Below are 20591 nucleotides of genomic sequence, written 5' to 3'. Positions count from 1 at the left end.
ACGTCAGCGCAGAGGTGGCAGTGGATGTGCCTGAGCCGAATGTAAGCGTCGAGCAGGCTGACCCCCAGGTCACCGTGCAGCAGGCGCGTCCGGAGGTTTCGGTCGATCCTGGCAGGCCGCAGGTCACCGTGAACCAGGCGGCGCCGCAGGTTCGCGTCCAGATGCCCCAGCCGACCATTACGATCGACATGCCGCGTCCGGAGATTCTCGTCGAGATGCCGGACCCCGACGTGGCCGTCTCCATGGCGCAGCCGCGCGTCAGCGTCCAGCAGGCCCAGCCGAGCGTCAGCATCGAACAGGGCGAGCCGCAGGTTCGCATCGGCGAGGATACCGCCAACGTCGGTAGCGGCGAACAGCCAACCGTTTCCGTGCAGGAGGGTGACCCCCAGGTTCAGGTACAGCAGGCTGAGGCGGCCCGGATCAGCGTTTCCGAGTCACAGCCGCAGGTCGCTTACAACGCCGCGGAGCCCGAGGTCCAGATCGAGAGCGCCGGTGAGCCGAAGGTGCAGTTCAATCAGTCGGGTGAGGCCAAGGTCCAGATCCGTCAGTTGAGCGCCGACGAGACCCGGCAGATGGCGGAGCAGCAGCGTCAGGCCGGGTCCGAAGCGGAACCCCGGCCTGGCGCCGAGGCCGAGCCGAATCAGCAGAACGCCGCAGTCGACCGGACGCCGGTCACCGAGCTTGAGCCTCGCGAGGGTGCCGACAGGGCGATCAATGCCGGCGCCACCAGTGGCTATGCCATGACCGTCGGTGAGATCGTCAATTACGACATCATGGGAGCCAATGGCGAGACGCTTGGTGATATCGAGGACATCGTCAATGTCCAGGACCGGCTTTATGCGGTCGTCGGTTCCGGAGGCTTCCTCGGCATGGGCGAGAAGGAGGTGGCAATCCCGCTCTCCTCGCTTGTCCTGCGCGACAACATGCTGATTGCTCCGAATATCTCGGAGAACCAGATCGAGGCGCTGGAAGAGTTCAACGCCGATAGCTATGAGGGTCTCCCGGAAGCAACCCAGGTGACTCTCGGCGGGATGTAAGCAACGACATTCCATTAAGTCGAGGGCTGGCGGACATTCCGCCAGCCCTTTTTCTTGGGCGCTCATGCCCGCGCGCATATCGATAGGAGAGGAACGCCATGTTCTTTGACAGCTGGCAAGACCTGTTGCGGATCGTCGTCGTCGGTGTTCTCGCCTATGCCGGCTTGATCCTCCTCCTGCGGACGACGGGCAAGCGCACGCTGTCGAAAATGAATGCCTTCGATCTGGTGGTCACGGTTGCGCTCGGCTCGATCCTGGCGACGGTGCTTCTGAGCAAGGAGACCGCGCTGTCGGAAGGTCTGTTGGCCTTCGTCGTGCTTTGCGGGCTCCAATATGTGGTCGCATGGGTCTCGGTTCGGTCGGAACGCTTCCGCGACCTGGTGAAGGCGGAGCCTTCGCTTTTATATTTCCGTGGTCGCTATTCCGAGACGATGTTGCGCAGGGAACGCATCAGTCGGGAGGAAGTGCTGGCGGCCATCCGTTCGCAAGGAACCGCCGATCTCACGGCGGTCCACGCGGTCGTCCTGGAAACGGATGGCTCCTTCAGCGTCATCGCCGAACGGGACGGCCCCCGCGCCGACGCCCTCGAGGGTGTGTACGACGTCGACGACGGGCCGCTCCCGGCCAAGGGTGGCTGAACCGCCCGCACGCGCGACCTATCCCTCCGGGACGAGCACGATCGTCGCCAGCGGCGGCAGGGTAAGAGAAACCGAGTAGGGCCGGCCGTGCACCGAGTGCTCCTCCGCGTCCTTGCCGCCGAGATTGCCGACATTCGAGCCGCCATAGATCTCCGCGTCGGTGTTCAGCCGCTCCACCCACTTGCCGCCTGACGGAACGCCGATCCGGTAGTCGTGTCGCGGCATCGGCGTGAAGTTGGAGACGACGAGTACGGGTTTGTCGTCACGATCCTTGCGCAGATAGGCGATCACGCTCTGCTCGACATTCGATGTATCGACCCATTCGAACCCAGCCGGGTCACAGTCGAGCTGGTGGAGCGCCGGAATCTCCCGGTACATCGTGTTAAGGTCGCGCACCAGGCGCTGGACGCCCTTGTGCTCGGGACTTTCGAGGAGATGCCAGTCGAGCGAACGGTCGTGGTTCCACTCCCCGGCCTGGGCGAATTCGCCGCCCATGAACAGCAGCTTCTTGCCCGGATGCGTCCACATGAAACCGAAATAGGCCCTGAGATTGGCGAATTTCTGCCACTGGTCACCGGGCATCTTGCCGAGCAGCGACCCCTTGCCGTAGACCACCTCGTCATGGCTGAGCGGCAGGACGAAGTTCTCCGAATAGGCATAGACCATGCCGAACGTCATCTGGTGGTGGTGATAGCGCCGGTGCACGGGCTCCTTCGACATGAATTCGAGGGTGTCGTGCATCCAGCCCATATTCCACTTGAAGTGGAAGCCGAGACCGCCGGCGAAGGTTGGCTTGGACACGTCCGGGAAGGCGGTCGACTCCTCTGCATGGGTGGTCGCCTTCGGATAATATTCGCCGACGCGCTCGTTGGTGTCCTTCAGGAACGCCATCGCCTCGAGGTTCTCGCGCCCGCCATGGATGTTCGGCTCCCACTCGCCATGCTCGCGCGAGTAGTCGAGATAGAGCATCGAGGCGACCGCATCGACGCGCAGGCCGTCGATATGGAAGCGATCCAGCCAGTAGAGCCCGTTCGCGACCAGGTAGTTGTCGATCTCGGGCCGCCCGTAATTGTAGATCAGCGTGTCCCAGTCCTTGTGGAAGCCGCGGCGCGGATCAGGATGCTCGTAGAGCGCCGTCCCGTCGAACTGGCCGAGGCCGTGAATGTCGGTCGGGAAATGCCCCGGCACCCAGTCGAGCAGGACGCCGATGCCGGCCTGATGCAGCGCGTCGACGAGGCGGGCGAAGGCCGCGGGCGAGCCATAGCGGGAGGTCGGCGCAAAGAGGCCGATCGGTTGATAGCCCCACGAGCCATAGAAGGGATGCTCGGAGACCGGCAGGAACTCCACATGGGTGAAGCCCATATCCTTGACATAAGGGACGAGTTGCTCGGCCAGCGCGTCGTAGTCGAGAAAACTGTTTTCATCGCCGCGCCGCCATGAGCCGAGATGGATCTCGTAAATCGAGATGGGCTTTTCGCGATCCTGCCAGTCGGCGCCGTGCTTCTGAAAGTCGCCATCCTGCCAGTCGTGCTCGACCAGTCCTTCCACGACCGAGGCCGTCGACGGCGCCGCCTCCTGGAGGAAACCCACCGGGTCGGCTTTCAGCGGCATGATGCTGCCGTTAGGCCCGAGCAGTTCGTATTTGTCGCCCTCGCCCTTGCCGATAGCGGGAATGAACAGCTCCCAGACGCCGCATTCATGGCGCTTGCGCATGACGTGACGGCGGCCGTCCCAGGAGTTGAAATTGCCGACGACCGACACACGGCGCGCGCTCGGCGCGAGCACGGCAAAGGCCGTGCCCGCGACGCCCTCCATCTTGGTGGGATGGGCGCCGAGCTTTTCATAAAGACGGTAATGGTTGCCTTCGTTGAGAAGATGGACGTCCTGCTCGCCCAGAAGGGTTCCGAAGCGGTAGACATCCTCCTCTTCCCAGTGGTCGCTCCCGTGGCCGTATCGCAGCCGATAGGCGTCCCCACCCTTGAGACCCGGCACGAAACCCGAGTGGAAACCGGCCGGACCGAAGCGCTCGAGCTCGCCAAGCACCTTGCCACTGCGGTCGATCACCGCGGCGGTCTCCGCGCCTGGCCGGAAGACCCGGACGATGGAGCCGCCTTGCGCCGGCCGCGACCCAAGCACGGCGAACGGGTCGCCATGCACGCCGCGACCGATCTCGTGAGCTTCATGCTCATTCGGGCGATGGTCGACCGCGGCCGCTCCATTGCTCTTCTGTGCCGTCTTGTTCATTTCAAAACCTGTCGTTTTTCGAGAAGCGCGATGATCCCGCGCAGCGGGATCGACAGCCAGCCCGGCCGCATCGCCGCCTCATAGCGAAGTTCGTAGAATGCCTTCTGCAGGACGAAGAGATCGAGCAGTTGCGCCGTAGCCGGCGCGTCCAGAGAGATGCCGGATGCGGCGCTCCAATGGGCGAGGAAGCTCTCGGAGGCCTCGTCGCGCCAGCTCTCGGCCATCTCGCGCAGACGCTCGACGGTCGCTTCGTCCGCGGGACCGGCCTTGTCGCGGGCCGTGAAGGCGGCGTAATCGAACGAACGCAGCATACCGGCGACGTCCCTGAGCGGTGAGGACTTGTGCCTGCGTTCCTCCAACGGGCGGCCCGGCTCGCCCTCGAAGTCGAGGATGACCACGTCGTTCTTGGCAACCAGCACCTGGCCAAGGTGGTAGTCGCCATGGATGCGAGTGCGATGCCCCGTCACGGCGAGCCGCGAAAAACCATCGAACCAGGTAAGAATGTCCTTTTCCGCGCCGAGCAACCGTTCGACCCCGTCGGTCGCCGGCTCGCCGGCTCCCTGCTGCATCCGCGACAGAACCGCCAGCGCATCGCCTGCCTCGCGTTTGGCTTCCGCGACGATCTCGGCGAGCGCGGCCGCGTCGATCGGCTCGGGATCGAAGGCCGTGTCGCCGGTCCTCGTAGCCAGCGCGGCGTGCATCTCGCCGGTGCGCGTGCCAATGACCTCGCCGGGATCGATCTGGATCGCCAGCTGCGGCTCGCCGCCCGGGGCACCGCCCTCGACGCCTTCGTCGCCGACCGGCTGCTGGCTATAGGCGTTATCGCGCAGATACCGGGCCAGCGCATCGGTGACCACCGTCCAGGCGTCGCCCTGGTTCTGCACTTGTTCGAACAGCGCCGCGATAGCTGCCCGGCTGCCGTCACGACGCACCAGGTCGATCGAACCGAGCAGCGCGGGGGCGGCTTCGAAGCTGGTCTTTTCGGTCAGGAAGCGCGTAACCTCCAGCTCCGGCTGAATGCCGTCGCGCAAACGGCGATAGAATTTCAGGATCGCCTCCTGGCCGACCTGCAGGGAGGTGTTCGACTGTTCGCCGGTCAGGGCATGAATGGCGTCGGCCTCGACCGCGGCTGCCCGCGTCAGCGCCTCGCGCGCCGATTGCGACGCCGTGATCTCCAAGCTGGCGCCGGCGAGATCCATCGTCTTGCCCTCCGCGATCATGGCGATGACGAGCTTGGCAAGATCGGGGTCGCGCGCGCCGTCGATGACCGCGCCGACACGCGGGCCCTGACGGATCTTCATCAGGGTGTAGGGCAGCATCGGTGCCTGATGATGGAGATTGCCCTCACCCCATTTCGCACTGAGCGGCATCAGATAGCGCTGTTCGCCATCCGCTGCATCGACGATCAGCTCGGTAAGCAAATGGCGCCGGGATTCGGATGCCGGAGGACCCAGCACCTCCACCTTGACCCGGCGCGGCCGCTCGGTCTTGCCGGCAAACCAGCGTTGGCCGACGATGAAGTCCGGCAGGACGGATTCCATCTCGCGCTGATTGCGGTCGTTGATGGTGCCCTGGAGGTCGCCGGCCGCGACGATCGTGGAGAATGCCGGCAATGGCGTCGGTTCGGCGGAGTCCCGGCCGGACGCGGCCAGGTCGAACCAGAAGAATCCGTAGGCCGGCAGCGTGAGAACATAGGTGCCCGGCCCCACTGTCGGAAACACCGACAGCCCGAGCATCTCGACCGGCGTTGCGCCCGCGTGATCGGACAGGTCCAGTTCCACCGCCTGGGCCGAACTCGACAGATTGGCGACGCACAAGACGCGCTCGCCGCCATACTCGCGCAGATAGGCGAGAATCTTCCGGTTCGACGGATAGAGGAAGGTGATCTCGCCCCGGCCGAAGGCCTCCTTGGTGCGCCGCACCTGAATCAGCCGCCGCATCCAGTTGAGCTGCGAGGACGGATGGTTCGTCTGGGCTTCGACATTGATCGCCTGGTAGCCGTAGATCGGATCCTGGATCACCGGCAGATAGAGCCGCTGCGGGTCGGCGCGGGAAAAGCCGCCATTGCGGTCGGCCGACCACTGCATCGGCGTGCGCACGCCGTCGCGGTCGCCGAGATAGTAATTGTCGCCCATCCCGATTTCGTCGCCGTAATAGACGGTCGGCGTTCCCGGCATCGACATCAGCAGGGCGTTGAGCAGTTCCACCTTGCGCCGGTCGTTGCCCATCAGCGGCGCCAGTCGCCGGCGAATCCCGAGATTGATTCGCGCCCGCGTGTCCGTGGCGTAGGTCGACCAGAGGTAGTCGCGCTCTTCCTCGGTTACCATTTCCAGCGTCAGCTCGTCATGGTTGCGCAGAAAGATCGCCCATTGGCAGTTTTCCGGAATTTCCGGGGTCTGCCGCATGATGTCGGTGATCGGGTGCCGGTCCTCCTGCGCCAGCGCCATGTACATGCGCGGCATCAGCGGGAAGTGGAACGCCATATGGCACTCGTCGCCGTCGCCGAAATACGGCTGCGTATCCTCCGGCCACTGATTGGCCTCGGCCAGGAGCATCCGATCCGGGTAGTGCTTGTCGAGGTCGGCGCGGATCGCCTTGAGAACGTCGTGGGTTTCCGGCAAATTCTCGTTGTTGGTGCCTTCCCGCTCGACCAGATAGGGGATCGCGTCAAGCCGCAGCCCATCGACGCCCTTGTCCAGCCAGAAGTGCATGACCGACAGCACCTCTTCCAGGACCTTCGGGTTGTCGAAGTTCAGATCCGGCTGGTGCGAGTAGAAGCGGTGCCAGAAATACTGCCCCGCCACCGAGTCCCAGGTCCAGTTGGAGGTCTCCGTGTCCAGAAAAATGATACGGGTCTGGTCGTAACCCTCGTCATCGTCGGCCCAGACATAGAACTCGCGCTCAGGCGAGCCCTTGGGCGCGTTGCGCGCCGCCTTGAACCAGGGATGCTGGTCGGAGGTGTGGTTGATGACCAGTTCGGTGATCACCCGCAGGCCGCGCTTGTGGGCTTCCTCGATGAGCCGCTCGACATCCTCCAGATCGCCGTAGGACGGATTGACCGAGCGGTAGTCGGCGATGTCGTACCCGTCGTCGCGGAGCGGCGACGGGTAGAACGGCAACAGCCAGATCGCCGTCACACCAAGTTCCTGGATGTAGTCGAGGCGGTCGAGGAGACCCGGGAAGTCGCCGATCCCGTCGCCATTGGAATCGGCGAAGGTCTTGACGTGCAGCTGATAGATGATCGCGTCCTTGTACCAGTCCGCGGCCTCGGGATCGGGGCCTTGGGTCGACTCGCTCGGGGCGATGGAAACTTGCTCGTTCATGTTGGTTGCGGCTTCCGGCGTTGGAATGTCAGCGAGAGATCTTGAAGACGGCGTAGGGCCGGTCGTACGGGTTCATCCACCAGTGCTGAACCTTGCCGTTCCAGGCAAAACTTTGACCAGTGACCATGTCCTCGACCTTGACCGACCCGTCATCGGGCAGCCCGAATTCCCAGAGGGGCACCTCGAACTGGCCGCCCTGGGGCGCGTGCGGATCGAGGGTGACGGCGAAGAGCAGGAAGGAGGAAAGGTCGGCCGTTCGCTTGCCGTAATAAAGGATGCTGTCGTTGAAGAAATTGTAGAAGGCGAGGCTGCGAAAGTCCTGCAGCGCCTTCTCCGAGCGGCGCAGCCGGTTGAAGAAGGCGATGTCGTCGCGAATGTTGCCCTCCCCCTTCCAGTCGAAGGCGCGGATCTCGTATTTCTCCGAGTTGAGATATTCCTCCTTCCCGGGAACGGGGAGGAATTCGCACAGCTCGAAACCCGAATAGACGCCATAATTGCCGGCAAGCGTCGCGGCGAGAGCGAGGCGCGTGCGAAAGCCCGGCCGACCACTAACCTGGAGGTAGAGCGGGTTGATGTCCGGCGTGTTCACGAAGAAATTCGGCCGCATGTATTCGGCGGCTTCCGTCTGCGTGAGCTCGGTGAGATATTCGGTCAGCTCGGCCTTGGCGTTGCGCCAGGTGAAATAGGAGTAGGACTGGTTGTAGCCGACCTTGCCGAGCCGTTTCATCACCTTCGGCCGGGTAAAGGCCTCGGCGAGGAACACCACGCCCGGATCCACCTTACGGACTTCGGCGATCATCCATTCCCAGAACGGAAACGGCTTGGTGTGGGGATTGTCGACGCGGAAGATACGGACGCCCTTGTCCAGCCAGAACAGGACGATGTCGCGCAGCTCGTACCAGATCGACGGCAGCGCGCCGCGATAGAAATGGACGTTGACGATGTCCTCGTATTTCTTCGGCGGGTTCTCGGCGAACTTGATCGTCCCGTCCGGCCGCCAGTCGAACCAATCCGGATGCTGCTTGATCCAGGGATGATCCGGCGAGCACTGGATGGCGAAATCGAGCGCGATCTCCAACCCATGCTGCTTCGCTGCCTCCACCAGACGCGCGAAATCCTCGAACGTCCCGAGCTCGGGGTGGATGGCGTCATGCCCGCCTTCGTCGGATCCGATGGCGTAGGGACTCCCGGGATCGTCCGGCCCCGGCGTCAGCGAGTTGTTCTTGCCCTTGCGGTTGGTGCTTCCGATCGGGTGGATCGGCGGGAAATAGAGGACATCGAAGCCCATTTCCTGGATATCGGGCAGGCGCTTGATGACGTCGTCGAACGTGCCGTGCCGGTTCACGTCGCCGGATTGCGAGCGCGGCATGAGCTCGTACCAGGCCGAGAACGCCGCCGCTGTGCGATCGACCCAGACCGGCACGTCGATCGGGTAACGCGACTGATGCGTGCGGTGGCCCGCCGCCTGGAGCAGCGCGACCGTGGCGGCGGCTTGCATCAGATCGTACTGGCCGTCTGCGTCGCCCTTGACGCTGAGCTTTTCCAGCTTGTCGTGAAGCTTCGCCACCGCCTTCTGGTCGGCCTTGGAGCCGCGCCCGGACGTCGCCGCGTTCTTGACGAGTTCACGCGCTTCGGTCAGTTCGAGGTCGGTCAGCTTGCCGGCGTCGCGCTTCTTCGTCGCCTCGTCGCGCCATGTCGCGTAAAGATCGCGCCAGGCGACGATGGAAAACCTGTAGGGACCGGGGGTGTCGAAGACGATTTCCGCCGACCAGCGATCGTTCGCCACGAACGTCAGCGGCGTCTCGCTCCACGTCTCGGTATCGGCCGGACCATAGACGACCGCCGCGGCGATTTCGTCGTGACCGTCGGAAAAAATATCGGCGGAAACGACCAGCGGCTCGCCTTCAGTCCGCTTTATCGCGAAGCGTCCACCGTCGATTTCCGGCGCGACGCCCTCGATGGCGATGCGGTTTTCGGCCAGCGCCATGAGCCTCGCTTCGCTCCCAAGATCCTTGGATTTCGAGGCTCTCCTCGGCTTGCGGGTTGCGGCGACGGGTCTGTCCATGGACGGCCTTCAGGTTCAATAGTCAGGAAAGACGATGCGCGGCGAACGCTCCGGCGAGACACCTCTCGCACTTTAAGGGATAGGAAACCTTTGCCCCATGTCCAGCCTCGGCCACCGATACGGAATGCGAAACGCCCGTTCGGTAGATTAAAGGCCGGAACGGGAAGGTTGTTCCCGTGAACCCGGCGAGCGCGACCGATCCGGGCACGGCTTACCCCGCGAAAGCCCGTACCGTCTGGCGTTGCTCGCCCAGGCCCTTGCCGCCAAGTGTGATGATGTCGCCGGGCTTCAGGTAGCGCTCCGGCTTCATGCCCATGCCGACGCCGGGCGGCGTCCCGGTGATGATCACGTCGCCCGGCATCAGGCGCATGAATTGCGAGATGTAGGAAACGAGCGTCTTGATCGGAAAAATCATGGTCGCGGTCGAACCGGTCTGCATGCGCTCGCCATTGACGTCGAGCCACAGATCGACGGCCTGCGGGTCGCCGAGCGCATCGGGCGTGACCAGCCAGGGGCCGAGCGGACCGAAGCTGGGGGCGCTCTTGCCCTTCATCCACTGGCCGCCGCGCTGCGTCTGGAAGGTGCGCTCAGAGACGTCGTTGCACAGGCAGAAGCCGGCGACGTGGTCCATCGCCTGGTCTTCGGAAACGTAAAGCGCCTCCTCGCCGATCACGATGGCGATCTCGACCTCCCAGTCGAGCCGGTCGGACCCCTTCGGCACGATCACGTCGTCATGCGGCCCGACGATCGAGGACGGCGCCTTGTTGAACAGGATCGGCTCCGCCGGGATTTCCATCCCCGATTCCTTGGCATGATCGGCATAGTTCAGTCCGACGGCGACGAAATTCCCCACAAGGCCGACCGGCGGCCCGATGCGGTGCGACGGGTCCACTTTGGCCAACCCCCTGGGATTGATCGCGCGCAGCCGCTCCAACCCGGCCCGGGAGAGTGCCTCGCCGGCAATGTCGGCGATCTCCTCCGACAAATCGCGCAGAACGTTTTCGTCGTCGATCAGACCCGGCTTTTCCGCGCCGCTCTCGCCATATCGCACCAGTCGCATTCGCCTCTCCATCGCTTGTTGGCTCCAGACGGCACCGTTTGGCGCCGCCGCCTTCTTCACAAGGCAGATAGCCGCCGATAGGCGTTTGTCGCGGTGGGAGGGTAATTTTCGCGGAATTCAGCGATTACTGCGCCGCCTCGCCGGCCTGCTCCGGCCCGGCCAGAGGCGGGTGGTCGGGCCGCGGCGGCAACGGCTTCGCGCGCGTTGCCGAGCGGTCGTAGACGCGGTGCCCATGGGCATAGGTCGCGACCGTCGCGCGCTCGTCGCCGAGGGTCATCAGCGCGAACAGCTCTTCCTCCAGCGTCTCCACCCGCCCCATGCGCCGGCGCAGCGCCGAGGTCGACCCGGTGTCGAGAACGACGAGATCGGCCTCGAGCCCCGGCGCGATGCGCCCAATCCGGTTATCGAGCCCCATTGCCGCGGCATTGCCGGCGGTCAGCATGTGAAAGGCGTCGAAGGCGGGCAGTTTCTGACCCTGCAGCGCCAGCACCTTGTAGGCCTCGGCCGCCGTCCGCAGCATCGAATAGCTGGTGCCGCCGCCGATGTCGGTCGCGAGCCCCACCTTGATGCCCGCGGCACGCGCGGCGGCCAGATCGAACAGCCCCGAGCCGAGGAAGAGGTTCGACGTCGGGCAGAACACGGCCGTCGCGCCCTTGCCGGCGAGCGCGGCGCGTTCGCGCTCCGACAGATGGATACAGTGGCCGAACAGCGCCTTGGGACGCACGAGGCCGAAGCGCTCGTAAACTTCCGTATAGTCCTTCGACCAGGGGAACGCCTCCCGCACGAAGGCGATCTCGGCGGCGTTCTCGGACAGATGCGTCTGGATATGAAGCTCGGGATGCTCGACGGCCAGCGCCTCGCAGGCCTCCAGTTGAACGTCGCTCGACGTCGGCGCGAAGCGTGGCGTGATGGCGTAGTCGAGCCGGCCCTTGCCATGCCATTTGCGGATCAGCGCCTTCGACTGCTGATAGCCGATTTCGGCCGTGTCGAGCAGCGCCGGCGGCGCGCCGCGATCCATCATTACCTTGCCGGCAACCATGCGCAGGCTTCGCCGCGCGGCCTCGGTGAAGAAAGCATCGACGCTTTCGGGATGGGTGGTGCAATAGACACCGGCCGTCGTCGTGCCGCTCGCCAGGAGTTCGTCGATGAGAAAACGCGACCCGTCGGCCGCGACCGCCGGATCGCCGTAGCGGTTTTCCTCGGGAAAGGTGTATTTCGCCAGCCATTCCATCAACTCGGTGCCGTATGAGGCGATGACCTGGGTCTGCGGCATATGCAGATGCGGGTCGATGAACCCCGGCATCACCAGATGCGGCCGGTGATCGACAACCGGCGTCTCGGACCGCAGCCGGGGCAGCAGCACCGACGCCTCGCCGACTTGGCGGATGATGCCGTTGTCGACGACGACAAGCCCGTCCGCGACGTAACGGACCGCCTGCCCCTCTCCCTCCTCCGCCGGATCGGCGTCGAACCAGAGCAACCGCCCCCGGATCGCGATGCTGCCGCCGGCAGTCGTCATGGCTGCTCGCCTCCGGCGACATAGCGGCCGGAGCCGGACGCGATCCACGCGGCGAGGATCTCGCGCTCGGCCGGTTCGAGGCCGGTGATGTTGCCGGGCGGCATGGCATGGCTGCGCACCGCCTGACGCTCGATCAGCGACGCGTAGTGGATGATGTCGTCTCCCGTTTCCAGACGGATATCCTTCGGCGCCACGGCAAGGCCCGGCCACAGGGGCTCGCTGGCGTGGCACATCGAACAGCGCGACAGGATGATCGCCTCAGCCTCGGCGAAATGCGGCGAGGCGGCCAGTGCCACCGCCGGGTCGCCATCCCACTGGCGCGATGTTTCCGCGCCCTCGCCGGACGTTGCCTCGGCCCGCCATCCCGGCGCGCCCGACAGGGTGATCACGACGGCGAAGAGCAGGCCGGCGACCGCCCAGCACCACCAGAGCTGCCTGCCGGTCGCGTGCATGGTGTTGAAGTAGTGTCGGATGACCGCGCCGATCAAAAGCACGAGCCCGGCGATCATCCAGTTCCACTCCGTCGCGAAGGCCAGCGGATAATGGTTCGACAGCATCAGGAAGATGACCGGCAGCGTCAGGTAGTTGTTGTGCAGCGAGCGCTGCTTGGCTTCCGCGCCGAGGCGCGGCTCCGGCACACGGCCAGCCTTGAGATCGGCGACGACGATCTTTTGGTTCGGGATGATGACCAGGAAGACGTTGGCGGTCATCAGCGTGGCGATCATCGCACCGGTATGGAGCATCGCGCCGCGGCCCGAGAAGACCTCCGAGAACAGGAAACTCGCCGCGACGACGTAGACGAACAGCACGGCGAGCAAGGCCGTGTCGTTCTTCTTCAGCGACGACTTGCACAGCTCGTCATAGACCAGCCAGCCGAGCGCCAGCCCGCCGATGCCGATCGCGCTCGCGCCCCAGACCGGCAGATCGGCCTTGTCGGGATCGATCCGATAGAGGTCGGCGCCGACATAATAAACGAGGAACAAGAGGAAGAAGCCGGACAGCCAGGTGGAATAGCTCTCCCATTTGAACCAGGTCAGGTCCTCCGGCATCGCCGGCGGCGCGACCATGTATTTCCGCAGATGATAAAAGCCGCCGCCATGCACCTGCCAGGCTTCGCCGCCGACGCCTTCCGGCAGTTCACGCGGCTTGCGCAGGCCTAGGTCGAGCGCGATGAAATAGAAGGACGAGCCGATCCAGGCGATGGCGGTCACGACGTGCAGCCAGCGCACGGCGAAGCCCAGCCATTCGGCGAAGTAAGTCCACATTCGCGAGTTGCCTCGAAGCGCCGCCCCCTTGTCGCGACGCCTCCTGATGAGTCTCGTATGAGGCTGTCATGCGCCCGCCGTTCAGGAGACGGGTAAGGCGCGAGCCTGTCGGGTTCGTTATCGGCAAGGGGCGCCGTAGCGCTCCTTGCCGTCTCGTCGGGCGCTTGAGAGCGCCGTGCCTCAGCTCTTCACGCCTTCGACGTACCAGTCCATTTTCAGAAGGTCTTCATCCGACATGGTCTCGCCTTCCGGGACCTTCACCTCGCCCGACTGGTCCTTGATCGGGCCGGTGAACCCCTCGTAGGTGCCGGCCTTGGTGTCGTCGACGATCTTCTGCGCCGCTTCCTTCACGTCGTCGGGCATCTTGTCGTTGAAGGGCGCCATTTCGACCTCGCCCTCCTTCATGCCGAGCCAGACATTGTCGGCCGTCCAGGTGCCGTCGAGCATCGCCTGCACCCGGTCGACATAATAGGGACCCCATTTGTCGACGATCGCGGTCATGTGGGCATTGGGCGCGAAGCTGGTCATGTCCCAGGCCTGGCCGAAGGCGATCGCCCCGCCCTGCTCGGCCGCCTGCAACGGAGCCGGCGAATCCGTGTGCTGGGTGATGACGTCGGCGCCCTGGCTGAGCAGCGCCTTGGCGGCGTCGGCCTCCTTGGCTGGATCGTACCAGGAGTTGACCCAGACGACCTGGGTCTCGAAATCCGGATTCACCGCGCGCGCCGCCAGCGTGAAGGCGTTGATGCCCATCACCACTTCCGGGATCGGGAAGGAGGCGATGTAGCCGGCCTTGCCGCTCTTCGACATCTTCCCGGCGATCGTGCCGAGCACCGCGCGGCCCTCGTAGAAGCGGGAATTATAAAGGCCCATGTTGTCCGAGCCGGTCTGGTAGCCGGTCGCGTGCTCGAACTTCACATCCGGAAACTGCTTGGCGACCTTGATGGTCGGGTTCATGAAGCCGAAGGAGGTCGTGAAGACGATGTCGTTGCCGTCCTGGGCAAGCTGGCGGATCACGCGCTCGGCGTCCGGCCCTTCCGCGACATTCTCCACATAGGTCGTCTCGACCTTGTCGCCGAGCTCCTCCTCCAGATATTTGCGGCCCTGATCATGGGCATAGGTCCAGCCGAAATCGCCGACCGGGCCGACATAGACGAAGGCGGCCTTCACCTTGTCCATTTTCTCGCCGTCCTGCGCACTGGCCGGCAGGCCGAATGAGACGGCGGCAGCGAGCGTAACGGCTCCTGCCATCAATCGGCGTCGAGTGGTGTTGAACATCGCGGGACTCCTTGGAGTGGTTGGGGTTGATGTCAGGCGCTCGCCCGGAACGGCTGGCCGAGGCAGGCCGGCGCCGCGGTTCGGACGCTTCCCTTGCCGGCCGAAATGATGGCAAGGACGAGAATGGTTGCCAAATAGGGCAGGCTGGCAAGGAACTCCGGCGCGAACAGATTGAAGCCGGCGGCCTTGGCCTGCAACTCCAGCGTGATGACCGCGCCGAAGAGATAGGCGCCGAGCACCAGCCGCCCCGGCCGCCAAGAGGCGAAGACGACGAGCGCGATGGCGATCCAGCCGCGGCCGGCGGTCAGCCGCTCCGCCCACATCGGCGTCAGCACCAGCGAATAATAGGAGCCGGCGAGCCCGGCCATTGCACCGCCGAACAGGACGGCGAGATAGCGCACCTTGAGGACGGGATAGCCGATCGCATGAGCCGCGCTGTCGCTCTCTCCGACCGCGCGCAAGATCAGCCCGGCCCGGCTGTGTCTCAGGAACCACCAGATCGCGAGAGCCAGCGCGAGCCCGAGATAGACCAGCGGCGAATGACCGAAGATCACCCGGCCAATGGGATCGCTTGCGAGCGCGGCGGGGAAGACCGGTCCGAGCGTCGCGGTGGTGATGCCCACATAGGGCGCGCCCAGAAGCGCCGAGACGCCCGTCCCGAAGATGGTCAGGGCGAGACCCGTCGCCACCTGGTTGGCCATCAGGCTGAGCGTCAGCACAGCGAAGATCAGCGCCGCCATGGCGCCCGCGACCATCGCCGCCAGCGCCCCGAGCGACGGCACGCCGGTGATGAAAGCAATGGCGAAGCCGGTGACCGCGCCGATCAGCATCATGCCCTCGACGCCGAGATTGAGGACGCCGGATTTCTCCACCACCAGTTCACCGAGCGCGGCGATGAGCAGCGGCGTCGCCGCCCCCGCGATCGTCATCAGGATGGAGATGAACAGCGCCGTGGTCATGTCGTCGGCTCCGCCTGGATGCGTCGCGTCTCGGACGACGGGTTCGCCATGACCGGAGCGGCCGGCGGCGTGTCTCCGGCCTTGCGCCGTATGACGAGCCGGTAGCGCACCAGAAGATCGGTCGCGAGCAGGAAGAACAGCATCATCGCCTGGAAGACGCCCGCCGCCGCTGCCGGCAGGCCGATCGTCGTCTGGGCGCTTTCACCGCCGACATAGGTCAGCGCCAGCACCAGCGCGGCGAACAGGATGCCGAGCGGATTGAGCCGCCCGAGAAAGGCGACGATGATCGCCGTATAGCCGTAGCCGGTGGGAAACTGCGGCACCATCTGGCCGAACGGACCCGAGGCTTCGAGGATACCGGCAAGGCCGGCGAGGCCGCCGCCGACCAGCAGCGCCAGCCAGACCGTCGAGGACTGGCGGAATCCGCCGTAGCGAGCCGCGTTTGGTGCCAGTCCGACCACGCGGAGCTGGAACCCGGTGATCGACCGCGCCATCAGGAACCAGGCGGTCAGGGCCAGCGCCGCCGCGATCGGCACGCCGAGATGGATCAGCGTGCCGGGCACGGCGATCGGCAGCGTCTGGGCGGCGGTGAACATCGGGGTCTGCGGGAAGTTGAAGCCCATCGGGTCCTTCCAGGGCCCGCGCATCAGATAATAGAGCAGCTGGATCGCCACGTAGTTGAGCATCAGGCTCGACAGGATCTCGTTGACGTTGAGCCGCGTCTTGAGAAGTGCCGGCACGCCGGCCCAGACCATCCCGCCCAGAATACCCGCCGCGATCATGAGGGGCAGCACCCAGACTCCGCCCTGACCGAGCGTCAGCAGAGCAACGCCGGTTCCCGCCAGCCCGCCGAGGATGTACTGGCCCTCGGCCCCGATGTTCCAGATGTTGGCGCGAAAGCCGATGGCGAGGCCCGTCGCGATGATCGCCAGCGGTGCGGCCTTCACCAGAAGATCCTGCCAGCGATAGGGGTTGAACAGCGGCACGACGAAAATCTGGTAGACCGCCTGGAGCCCGTCATGGCCGAGCAAGGTGAACACGATCGCCCCCGCGACGAGGGTTGCGGCGACGGCGATGACCGGTGCCGCCAGCATCATGGCGCGGCTCGGCTCGCGGCGGGGCTCGAAAGCAAGTGCCATCAGGCAGCCCTCTCGGCGCCGGCGTGGTCGTTCCCGTGCGCGCCATGGATGCCGCCCATCAACAGTCCGACCCGCTCGATGGAAATGCCCTGGACGTCCATCGGCTCCGACAGCCGCCCCTCGTTGATGACGGCGATCCGGTCGCAGAGTTCGAGAAGCTCGTCGAGATCCTGGCTGACGACGACGATCGCCGCGCCCTGGGCGGCGAGGTCGATCATCGCCTGGCGGATGAACGAGGCCGCGCCCGCGTCGACGCCCCAGGTCGGCTGCGAGACGACGAGCACGGCGGGGTCCTGCATGATCTCGCGGCCCATCACGAATTTCTGCAGATTGCCGCCGGACAGACTTCCCGCCAAGGCGCCCGGTCCGGTCGCCTTGACCGAGAAGGCATCGATGACGGAGGCGGCATAGGCGCGCGCGGCGCCGGCCTTGATGATGCCGCCGGCGGCAAGCCCCATGCGCCGCCGCGCCGACAGGACCGCATTTTCGGCAAGCGACAGGCCCGGCACGGCGGCGTGGCCATTGCGCTCTTCGGGTACGGTCGCCAATCCGAGGGCCCGCCGACCGCCGACCGAACGGTTCGAGATCGTGCCGCCGTCGATCATGATCTTGCCGCTCACGCCCGCCATCCGCTCGCCGGACAGAACCTGAAGCAGTTCGTTCTGGCCGTTGCCGGCGACGCCCGCGATGCCGAGCAGTTCGCCGGAGCGCACGGTGAAGGAAATATCCTTGAGGCTGGTGCCGAAGGGCGGCTCGCCCGGCGCCGACAGATCACTCACGGCAAAGCGGACCTCGCCGTCAACGCTGGCCTGCCTGCCGGACAGATCCTTCAGATCGCCGCCGATCATCAGCTCGGCCATCGACCGCGTCGACTCTTCGCGGGGATCGCAGGTGGCTACCACCTTGCCGCCTCTGAGGATCGTCGCCGTCTCGCAGAGTTCCTTTATCTCGTGCAGCTTGTGGGAAATATACAGGACCGAGCAGCCCTCGCGGGCGAGGCGGCGCAGCGTCTCGAACAGCTGTTCGACCTCCTGCGGGGTCAGGACCGAGGTCGGCTCGTCCATGATCAATAGCTTCGGCCGCTGCAGCAGCGCCCGGACGATCTCGATCCGCTGCCGTTCGCCGACCGACAGCGTGTGGACGACGCGATGGGGATCGAGGGTCAGATCGTAGGAGGCGAGCACGTCCCGGATCGCCGCTTCCAATTCCCGGCGCGGCGGCGGGTTGTCCATCCCGAGCGCGATATTCTCCAGCACCGTCATCGCCTCGAATAGAGAGAAATGCTGGAACACCATGCCGATGCCGAGTGCCCGCGCCTCGCGCGGCGAGGTGATCGCGACCGGCGTCCCGTCGAAGACGATCGTGCCCTCGTCCGCCTTCTGCACGCCGTAGCTGATCTTTACCAGCGTCGACTTGCCGGCGCCGTTCTCGCCCAGCAGCGCGTGGATCTCGCCGGGCGCCACTGAGAACGACACCTGATCGTTCGCGACGACGCCCGGGAAGCGCTTGGTGATGCCGGAAAGCTGCAGGCGCGGCGCCATGTCGATGTGGGTCATCCCGTTGATCTCACCTCGGCACTATGGCATCGCCCGTTCCGCGCTGCAAAGCGATCGATCAGTTTTTCCTGTTGATCGGAAAGCAGGCAGACGGCCAGTTCCGCGACCGTCAATGCGGCGATTACCTCGGGGCGCTTGTCATGCAGCGCCGCCCCGCCGATCGGAAGCGTCAGGCGAGCGGCATCGGCCTCCCATCCCTCTTCGGCGAGATAGCGGCAAAACCGCTCGCGCTTGGTGGCCGAGCCGATCAGGCCGACATAGGCCGCATCGCCCCGCGCGAGCGCCGCTGCGGCAATCAGGAAATCCAGCGAATGCTCGTGGGTCATCACCACGAAAGCCGTGCCGGCGGGAGCGGCCGCGACCTCGGCCTCCGGCAGCGCGGAGGCGATCGTCTCGATCACCTCCGGCAGTCCGACCAAGGTCTCCGGCCGGCTGTCGACGAGGCGCACGCTGATCGGCAAGGGTGCCAGGGCGGTGGCAAGCGCCCGGCCCGTATGCCCGGCGCCGAAGATCAGCGCCAGCGGCCGCGCCGCCTTCTGGCGCGTTTCGAGCGTCTTAAGTTCCGTTAGCAGGGCTTCTTCCGCCCGACGCAGCGAGAGTTCCACCCGACCGCCACAGCATTGGCCGATCGCGGGTCCAAGCGCGACGTCCATCGCCGCCTCGATCTCGCCGGAAACCAGCATCGCCCGCGCCCGCTCGATCGCATCGAATTCGAGCCGCCCGCCGCCGATCGTGCCGGCGAGCTGCGACGGCGTCACCAGCATCGCCGCGCCCGCCTCGCGTGGCGTCGAGCCGACCGCGCGGGTGATCGTGACGAGCACCGATGGCTCTTCGGCGGCGAATGCGGCGCGAAGGGCAGTGACGATGCTCATCCAGCCCCTCGCACCTGTTCGATCGCGGCGAGCATACGCTCGGGGGTCGCCGGCGCGTCCAGATCGGGGAAGACCTTGCCGTCTCCCGCCGCGATGACCGCGTCGGTCAGCGCCGAGAACACCGAAATCGCCAGCATCAGCGGCGGTTCGCCCACCGCCTTGGAGCGATAGACAGTCGGTGCGCGATTCTCCCCCTTCTCCCAGATCGCCACGCGGAAATCGTCCGGGCGGTCGTTGGCGGTCGGAATCTTGTAGGTCGACGGCGCGTGCGTCTTGAGCCGCCCCTTGTCGTCCCAGCACAGCTCTTCCATGGTCAGCCAGCCCATCCCCTGGATGAAGCCGCCCTCGATCTGGCCGAGGTCGATCGCCGGATTCAGCGACTGGCCAACGTCATGGAGGATGTCGGCGCGCAACAGGCGGTATTCGCCGGTCAGCGTGTCGATGACGACCTCCGAACAAGCCGCGCCATAGGCGAAATAATAGAATGGCGTGCCGCGCGCGCTCTCACGATCGTAGCTCACTCCGGGCGTCGCGTAGAATCCGGTCGAGGACAGCGAGATGCGGGCGAGATAGGCTTCGCCGACGAGATCGGAAAAGCGCTTCTCGTCATTCCCGATCCGCACCCGGTTGGCCTCGAAGACGACCTGGTCCCTCGGCACCTTGTACCGCTCGGCGGCATAGTCGATCAGCCGGTCCTTGATCGTCCGGGCGGCGGCCTGCGCTGCCATGCCGTTGAGGTCCGAGCCGGAGGAAGCCGCCGTCGCCGACGTGTTCGGCACCTTGGCCGTCGTCGTGCCGGTGATCTTCACCTGATCGATGTCGATCTGGAATTCCTCGGCGACCACCTGCGCGACCTTGGTGAACAGGCCCTGCCCCATCTCCGTGCCGCCGTGGTTGAGATGCACCGAGCCGTCCTTGTAGACATGCACGAGCGCGCCGGCCTGATTGAGATGGGCGGTGGTGAAGGAAATGCCGAATTTCACCGGCGTCAGCGCCAGGCCCTTCTTGAGCACCGGGTTGTCGGCATTGAACGCCGTCACCCGCTCGCGCCGGGCGCGGTAGTTGGACGAGGCTTCCAGTTCCGCGACGATCTCGCCGATCACCGAGTCGGTCACCGGCATATGATAGGGCGTCAGGGCCGGCTCCTTGGCAGGGTAGAAGTTGCGCTTCCTCACGTCGAGCGGGTCGAGCCCCGTCTCGAAGGCGATGTGGTCGATGGCGCGCTCGATCCCGACCATGCCCTGCGGCCCGCCAAAGCCGCGAAACGCGGTATTCGACACCGTGTGTGTCTTCAGCCGCCGCGAACGGATGCGGGCGGTCGGCAGCGCGTAGGCGTTGTCGGCGTGGAACATCGCCCGGTCGGCGATCGCCGCCGAGAGATCCTTGGAATAGCCGCAGCGCACGAAATGGGCGAAATCGGCGGCGGCAATCCGCCCGTCCGCGCCGAAACCGAAATCGTAGTCGATCCGAACCTCGTGGCGCTTGCCGGTCATCACCATGTCATCGTCGCGATCGAGCCGGCACTTCGCGGGGCGGCCGGTCTTGATCGCCGCCAGCGCGGCGACCGAGGCAAACAGCGCCGGCTGGCTTTCCTTGCCTCCAAAGCCGCCGCCCATCCGCCGCACCTCGACGGTCACGG

The 20591-nt window shown here is 65.4% G+C and carries 14 protein-coding genes; 2 read left to right on the top strand and 12 right to left on the bottom strand.

The window, feature by feature from the left end; translation table 11 throughout:
• Together MJ956_RS00680 and MJ956_RS00675 are read left to right on the top strand one after the other, a co-directional pair.
• Positions 1-1037, top strand: a 1037-nt coding sequence (locus MJ956_RS00680; protein WP_253962560.1) for a PRC-barrel domain-containing protein, incomplete at its 5' end; no start/stop codon positions are given.
• A 98-nt stretch (positions 1038-1135) separates the two neighbouring features.
• Complete coding sequence (locus MJ956_RS00675) at positions 1136-1675, top strand: DUF421 domain-containing protein (RefSeq protein ID WP_253962559.1); 540 nt, start codon at positions 1136-1138, stop codon at positions 1673-1675.
• 18 nt (positions 1676-1693) lie between these two features.
• On the opposite strand, the gene glgB is transcribed toward MJ956_RS00675, so the two are convergent.
• From glgB to xdhB, 12 genes are all read right to left on the bottom strand, one after another.
• Positions 1694-3919 carry a 1,4-alpha-glucan branching protein GlgB gene (gene glgB, locus MJ956_RS00670; RefSeq protein WP_253962558.1) on the bottom strand — a complete coding sequence of 742 codons (2226 nt, stop codon included), beginning with the start codon at positions 3917-3919 and terminating at the stop codon, positions 1694-1696.
• The gene (treS, locus tag MJ956_RS00665) at positions 3916-7242 is read right to left on the bottom strand and encodes a maltose alpha-D-glucosyltransferase (protein WP_253962557.1); all 3327 of its coding nucleotides are present in this window, start codon (positions 7240-7242) and stop codon (positions 3916-3918) included. The genes glgB and treS overlap by 4 nt, the downstream gene beginning before the upstream one ends.
• 28 nt (positions 7243-7270) lie before the next feature.
• A complete protein-coding gene (locus MJ956_RS00660) occupies positions 7271-9307 on the bottom strand; it encodes an alpha-1,4-glucan--maltose-1-phosphate maltosyltransferase (protein WP_253962556.1) in 2037 nt (678 codons plus the stop codon).
• Between the two features lie 211 nt (positions 9308-9518).
• Positions 9519-10367, bottom strand: coding sequence for a fumarylacetoacetate hydrolase family protein (locus MJ956_RS00655; protein ID WP_253962555.1), 849 nt, complete (start codon positions 10365-10367; stop codon positions 9519-9521).
• A 124-nt stretch (positions 10368-10491) separates the two neighbouring features.
• The gene (gene guaD / locus MJ956_RS00650; protein WP_253962554.1) at positions 10492-11886 is read right to left on the bottom strand and encodes a guanine deaminase; all 1395 of its coding nucleotides are present in this window, start codon (positions 11884-11886) and stop codon (positions 10492-10494) included.
• The gene (locus tag MJ956_RS00645) at positions 11883-13151 is read right to left on the bottom strand and encodes a urate hydroxylase PuuD (protein ID WP_253962553.1); all 1269 of its coding nucleotides are present in this window, start codon (positions 13149-13151) and stop codon (positions 11883-11885) included. Before MJ956_RS00645 ends, guaD begins: the two co-directional genes overlap by 4 nt.
• A gap of 180 nt (positions 13152-13331) precedes the next feature.
• Positions 13332-14426, bottom strand: coding sequence for a BMP family ABC transporter substrate-binding protein (locus tag MJ956_RS00640; protein WP_253962552.1), 1095 nt, complete (start codon positions 14424-14426; stop codon positions 13332-13334).
• A 32-nt stretch (positions 14427-14458) separates the two neighbouring features.
• Positions 14459-15385, bottom strand: coding sequence for an ABC transporter permease (locus MJ956_RS00635; protein ID WP_253962551.1), 927 nt, complete (start codon positions 15383-15385; stop codon positions 14459-14461).
• On the bottom strand, positions 15382-16524 hold the full coding sequence (locus MJ956_RS00630) for an ABC transporter permease (RefSeq protein ID WP_253962550.1): 1143 nt from the start codon (positions 16522-16524) through the stop codon (positions 15382-15384). The genes MJ956_RS00635 and MJ956_RS00630 overlap by 4 nt, the downstream gene beginning before the upstream one ends.
• Positions 16524-18080 carry an ABC transporter ATP-binding protein gene (locus tag MJ956_RS00625; RefSeq protein WP_253962549.1) on the bottom strand — a complete coding sequence of 519 codons (1557 nt, stop codon included), beginning with the start codon at positions 18078-18080 and terminating at the stop codon, positions 16524-16526. The genes MJ956_RS00630 and MJ956_RS00625 overlap by 1 nt, the downstream gene beginning before the upstream one ends.
• Complete coding sequence (gene xdhC / locus MJ956_RS00620; RefSeq protein ID WP_253962548.1) at positions 18077-18952, bottom strand: xanthine dehydrogenase accessory protein XdhC; 876 nt, start codon at positions 18950-18952, stop codon at positions 18077-18079. The genes MJ956_RS00625 and xdhC overlap by 4 nt, the downstream gene beginning before the upstream one ends.
• Positions 18949-20591, bottom strand: a 1643-nt coding sequence (gene xdhB, locus MJ956_RS00615; RefSeq protein WP_253962547.1) for a xanthine dehydrogenase molybdopterin binding subunit, incomplete at its 5' end; no start/stop codon positions are given. The genes xdhC and xdhB, both read right to left, overlap by 4 nt.

The organism is Aurantimonas marianensis, from assembly GCF_024195285.1.
Classification (GTDB): Bacteria; Pseudomonadota; Alphaproteobacteria; order Rhizobiales; family Rhizobiaceae; genus Aurantimonas; species Aurantimonas marianensis.
Note: the sequence above shows the minus strand (reverse complement) of the source record. Positions and strands in the feature narration are given on the sequence as shown.

Bases quoted from the DNA above. Each gene is read 5' to 3' on its own strand.
- MJ956_RS00675 (WP_253962559.1), top strand. From the start codon at position 1,136: ATGTTCTTTGACAGCTGGCAAGACCTGTTGCGGATCGTCGTCGTCGGT.
- glgB (WP_253962558.1), bottom strand. From the start codon at position 3,919: ATGAACAAGACGGCACAGAAGAGCAATGGAGCGGCCGCGGTCGACCAT.
- treS (WP_253962557.1), bottom strand. From the start codon at position 7,242: ATGAACGAGCAAGTTTCCATCGCCCCGAGCGAGTCGACCCAAGGCCCC.
- MJ956_RS00660 (WP_253962556.1), bottom strand. From the start codon at position 9,307: ATGGACAGACCCGTCGCCGCAACCCGCAAGCCGAGGAGAGCCTCGAAA.
- MJ956_RS00655 (WP_253962555.1), bottom strand. From the start codon at position 10,367: ATGCGACTGGTGCGATATGGCGAGAGCGGCGCGGAAAAGCCGGGTCTG.
- guaD (WP_253962554.1), bottom strand. From the start codon at position 11,886: ATGACGACTGCCGGCGGCAGCATCGCGATCCGGGGGCGGTTGCTCTGG.
- MJ956_RS00645 (WP_253962553.1), bottom strand. From the start codon at position 13,151: ATGTGGACTTACTTCGCCGAATGGCTGGGCTTCGCCGTGCGCTGGCTG.
- MJ956_RS00640 (WP_253962552.1), bottom strand. From the start codon at position 14,426: ATGTTCAACACCACTCGACGCCGATTGATGGCAGGAGCCGTTACGCTC.
- MJ956_RS00635 (WP_253962551.1), bottom strand. From the start codon at position 15,385: ATGACCACGGCGCTGTTCATCTCCATCCTGATGACGATCGCGGGGGCG.
- MJ956_RS00630 (WP_253962550.1), bottom strand. From the start codon at position 16,524: ATGGCACTTGCTTTCGAGCCCCGCCGCGAGCCGAGCCGCGCCATGATG.
- MJ956_RS00625 (WP_253962549.1), bottom strand. From the start codon at position 18,080: ATGACCCACATCGACATGGCGCCGCGCCTGCAGCTTTCCGGCATCACC.
- xdhC (WP_253962548.1), bottom strand. From the start codon at position 18,952: ATGAGCATCGTCACTGCCCTTCGCGCCGCATTCGCCGCCGAAGAGCCA.